This is a genomic window from Arthrobacter sp. HMWF013 (assembly GCF_003061105.1).
Taxonomy (GTDB): domain Bacteria; phylum Actinomycetota; class Actinomycetes; order Actinomycetales; family Micrococcaceae; genus Arthrobacter.
This window is the reverse complement of sequence record NZ_QAIQ01000724.1, coordinates 1-4,802: the sequence shown is the minus strand read 5'-3', so window position 1 is coordinate 4,802 and position 4,802 is coordinate 1. Positions and strand designations below refer to the sequence as shown.

General features: G+C 67.2%; 3 protein-coding genes and 1 pseudogene. 2 read left to right on the top strand and 2 right to left on the bottom strand.

Annotation, left to right across the window (positions count from 1 at the left end):
• Together DBR22_RS25130 and DBR22_RS23275 are read right to left on the bottom strand one after the other, a co-directional pair.
• Positions 1-169, bottom strand: a 169-nt coding sequence (locus DBR22_RS25130; protein WP_219928165.1) for a transglycosylase family protein, incomplete at its 3' end; no start/stop codon positions are given.
• A gap of 191 nt (positions 170-360) precedes the next feature.
• Positions 361-3,051, bottom strand: a complete 2,691-nt coding sequence (locus tag DBR22_RS23275; protein WP_108600918.1) for an excinuclease ABC subunit UvrA — start codon at positions 3,049-3,051, stop codon at positions 361-363.
• A gap of 47 nt (positions 3,052-3,098) precedes the next feature.
• Here DBR22_RS23275 and DBR22_RS23270 point away from each other — a divergent pair, with 47 nt between their 5' ends.
• A complete protein-coding gene (locus DBR22_RS23270) occupies positions 3,099-4,175 on the top strand; it encodes an adenosine deaminase (RefSeq protein WP_108600917.1) in 1,077 nt (358 codons plus the stop codon).
• 238 nt (positions 4,176-4,413) lie between these two features.
• Positions 4,414-4,802, top strand: a pseudogene (locus DBR22_RS23265) (glycosidase); the annotation flags it as partial.

The following is a 4,802-nucleotide window of genomic DNA, read 5'->3' as shown; positions in this document are numbered from 1 at the left end:
TGCCCGTGTTGGTGGCCCAGTTGCCGCCGCTCTCACACTGTGCCAGGGCGTCCCAGGTTGAGGTGCTCGCTGCGTTGGCTCCCGTGGCGGACAGCGCAAGCCCCGCCATGGAAATGGCAGCAACAGTTGCTCCGCGGCGCGCGACAGTACGGATAGTGGTGTTGTTCATGGTGTTGATGCTCCCGAAGGCCACCTGCGCTCGGTCCGTCCCCGGACGTTATCGCGCCACTGCCCGCCCCTGACGAATAGAGGTCATTTTCGGTGTCTGCCGGCCGGGCAGTTCTGGTGGAGGCAGCACCGGGCATTCATCGGCCCGCCTGACGGGCCTGCATTTCACGCTAGGACATCATGGCGGGGATATCAAACGGGGGTGCCGGCAAGAGTCTGGGCTGGTGGCGGGCTGGTTGCGGCCCGGGGAAGTGCCGCCGCCAGGTAGGGCGCGGTGCGGCTGTGGGGTGAACGCGCGACGTCGGCCGCGGTTCCGGCGGCGACGATCCTGCCGCCGGCGTCCCCGCCCGACGGCCCCAGGTCAATGACCCAGTCCGCGGCGGCCACCACCGCCATCTCGTGCTCGACCACCACCACGGTGTTGCCGCTGTCCACCAAGCCGTGGAGCTGGGCCATCAGCAGCTCGACGTCGGCCGGGTGGAGCCCGGTGGTGGGTTCGTCGAGGAGGTAGAGGGTGTGGCCCCGCTGGGCACGCTGCAGTTCGGTGGCGAGCTTGATGCGCTGTGCTTCGCCGCCGGACAGCTCAGTGGCGGGCTGACCCAGCCGGAGATAGCCCAGCCCAACGTCCCGGAGGCTCTTCAAGCTGCGGGCGGCGGCAGGAATTCCGGCAAGGAACCCGGCCGCGTCATCCACGGTCAGCCTCAACACTTCAGCCACATTCTTGCCACGGTAGGTCACCTCCAGGGTTTCCGGGTTGTAGCGTGAACCGCCGCACTCGGGACAGGGACCGTAGCTGCCCGGGAGGAACAGCAACTCCACCGCCACAAAGCCTTCGCCCAGGCACGTCTCGCACCGCCCGCCAGCTACGTTGAAGGAGAACCTCCCGGCCCCGAACCGCCTGGCGCGCGCCTGCTCCGTGGCGGCGAATTCCTTGCGTACCGCGTCGAACAGGCCCGTATACGTGGCCAGGTTGGAACGCGGTGTGCGCCCGATGGGCTTCTGGTCCACGGTCACCAGCCTGTCGATCCGTTCCGCTCCGCTGACCGGCCCCACCGACAACGGTGTCGCCGGGCCTGCGTCATCTGGATCTGCCGGCTGTGCGGCCCTGCCCGAGGCTGCAGCCTTTGCCGAGGGTGCAGGCTTTGCCGAGGGTGCCGGGTGGTCCTTCAGCCCGGATCCCACCACTTCACCCAAAACATGGCTGACCAGTGTGGACTTGCCCGAGCCGGACACTCCCGTGACCGCAGTCAGGACGCCCAGCGGGAACCGCGCATCAACGTCCCTGAGGTTGTGGCGGCTGATGCCGGCCAGCTCCAGCCAGCCGTCCGGCTCCCTGATGCTGTTCGCAAGAGGCGCGCGGCCTCCTTGTGATCCGCCGCCGCCGTCGGGCGTGTCGCTCTCGTGGGGCGCGCCGACGTCGGGCACTTCATCGTTGAACAGGAACGGGCGCGTGACCGATGCCTCGATCGCCGCCAGCCCGGCAACCGGCCCGCTGTAGAGCACCTCGCCGCCGCCCTCGCCGGCCCGGGGACCCACATCCACCAGCCAGTCGGCGCGGCGGACCACGTCCATGTTGTGTTCCACCACGAAGACGGAATTGCCGGACGCTTTGAGCTGGTCAAGGACCGCCAGGAGCGGCTCGGCATCGGCAGGGTGGAGGCCGGCGGACGGTTCGTCCAGCACGTAGATCACGCCGAACAGGCCGGACCGGAGCTGCGTGGCGATCCTCAGCCGCTGCATCTCGCCGGGGGAGAGGGTAGGGGTGGCGCGGCCCAGGGCGAGGTATCCCAGGCCAAGATCCAGGAGCACGGTGACGCGGTTCAGGAGGTCCGCGGTGATGGCCACAGCTACTTCGTTGTCCTCCCCGGACGTCTGCTTGCGGGACGCGGTTCCGGCCTTCTTCAGGCCGGCGGTGGGGCGGATGATCTCGGCCAGTTCCACCATCGGCGTCGCGTTGAGCTCGGCGATGGTCCGCCCGGCAAAGTACACGGCGAGGGCGTCGGCCGTGAGCCCGGTGCCGCCGCAGAGCGGGCACGGCCCGGACTCCATAAACGCCAGGACACGCTCGCGCATGGCAGCGCTCTGGGAGTCCGCCAGGGTGTGCAGGACGTAGCTTTTGGCGCTCCAGAAGCGGCCCTTGTACGGCTTGGCAACACGGTCTCGCTCCGGGGTGACTTCCACCACCGGCTGTTCCTCGGTGAACAGGATCCAGTCGCGCTGCTTCTTCGGCAGTTTCCGCCAGGGCACGTCGACGTCGTAGCCCAGGTGGCTGAGGATGTCGCGGAGGTTCTTGCCCTGCCAGGCGCCCGGCCAAGCGGCGATGGCACCGTCGCGGATGGTCAGTGCCGGGTCCGGAACCAGAGATTGCTCGCTGACCGTGTGCGCGACCCCCAGCCCGTGGCATTCCCGGCACGCGCCCGCGGCGGTGTTTGGCGAAAAGGCGTCCGAGTCCAGCTGCGCGGCACCTGCAGGGTAGGTTCCGGCGCGTGAAAACAGCATGCGCAGCGAATTGGAGAGGGTGGTCACCGTGCCCACGGTGGACCGGCTGCTGGGTGCGCCCCGGCGCTGTTGAAGCGCGACGGCGGGTGGCAGCCCCGAGATCATCTCCACCTTGGGATTGTGGCCCTGCTGGATGAGGCGGCGGGCGTAGGGGGCCACTGATTCGAAGTAGCGCCGCTGGGCTTCGGCATAGATGGTGCCAAAGGCGAGTGAGGACTTCCCGGAACCGGAGACTCCCGTGAACGCCACGATGGAGTCGCGCGGCACATCCACGTCCACATTCCGCAGGTTGTTCTCCCGCGCGCCCCGCACACGGACAAAGCCGTCCGCGAGGTGGCCGGAACCGGCGTGGGATGAAAAGTCAGCCTGCTGAGCATTGTGCATCGATCGACTCTAGCCGCGATGCGGCCGGCGGGCGATATCCTGACCGGATGAACACCTTTGCCGACGCTACTGCTGCGCCTGAGACCATAGCTCCCGAAGAGTTGACCGAAGAAGAGTTGACCGAGGCCCAGCCGGCAGAGGTGCTGCGGCCCCTGACCGTCGCCGAGCTGCACCTGCACATCGAGGGCACCCTGGAACCGGAGCTGATCTTTGAACTGGCCGCGCGCAACGGCATCACCCTCCCGTACGCGGACCTCGACGAGCTGCGCGGACGCTACGAGTTCACCGACCTGCAGTCCTTCCTTGACCTGTATTACGCCAACATGGCGGTGCTGCAGACCGAGCAGGACTTCGCCGACATGACCCGCGCGTACCTGACCCGTGCCGCCGCGGCCGGCGTCCGGCACGCGGAGATCATGATGGACCCGCAGGCACACCTGTCCCGCGGCATCCCGCTGGAGACCTGCGTGAACGGCGTGGCTTCGGCCCTTGCGACGTCCGTGGAGGACTTCGGTATTTCCACCCTGTTGATCGCCGCGTTCCTGCGGGACCTGTCCGAGGAATCCGCTCTGGAGGTCCTTGATGCTCTGCTGGCCATGGACGCTCCGATTGCGGCCATCGGCCTTGACTCGGCGGAGGTGGGCAACCCGCCGTCGAAGTTTGAACGGCTGTTCGCCAAGGCCCGCGCAGCGGGCCTGCGGCTGACCGCCCACGCAGGCGAGGAAGCGCCGCCGTCGTACATCATCGAAGCGCTGGACATCCTGGGCGTGGAACGGATTGACCACGGCATCCGGTGCATGGACGATCCCGAACTGGTGGAGCGACTCGTTGACGAGCGGACGCCGCTGACCGTGTGTCCGCTCTCCAACGTCCGGCTGCGCGCGGTGGACACGCTGGCGGACCACCCGTTGCCGGCAATGCTTGCCGCGGGGCTGAACGTATCGGTGAACTCGGACGATCCGGCCTATTTCGGCGGGTACGTGGATGAGAACTTTGCCCAGCTCAGGACCGTGTTCGAACTGTCCGAGTTCGACGTGGTACGGCTCGCCGCCCATTCCATCAACTCATCGTTCGCTTCCGAGGAGCGTAAAACGGAGCTCCTGAACGAGCTGAACGGCGTATAGCTCCACGCCGCCCGCTCACTTAGACTGGTGCACAGGCGTGTCCGGGAAGCGTCCGGCGGTACCCAGTTACCAGCGCGCAGGGTTGAGCAAACAGCCCCTTTCCGAGACCCCTGCCTCAGTTCCGGCGTAATCCGCGTCATAGATGGTCACGACACGCAGAGTTAACCATTTCAAGTCGCGCGATTAACAAGCTGTTGGCAGGATGCCTAGAGACCGATCGCATTACTCAAGGGGAATCATGGCCAAGTCCACCGCAGATAACACCAACCTCCGACTCAAGACCGTACTGAACGTCCTGACCGAAGGCGTGTGGTCCGGCGACACGTTGAACGCCGGGGAGGTCCTGGCGGAAGCCACCGCCCGCGTGCCGTTCAGTGACCACGAGGCGGCGTTGCTTACCGGCGGCATTCCCCGTGGCCACAAGGCGCTCACGTCCGCCACGGCGAAACTGGTCAAGGCAGGCTGGCTGGTCAAGGGCCGGTCAGGCTGGACCATCACCGAAGACGGCATGCGCGCCACCGTTGCGTTCCCCGATGCGGCGTCTTTCGCTGCAGCGCTCGACGCCGGCACTCCGGTTCCGGCCGACGTCGCGGTTCCTGCGGCGCCCGCCGTCCTGCCCGCCAAAGC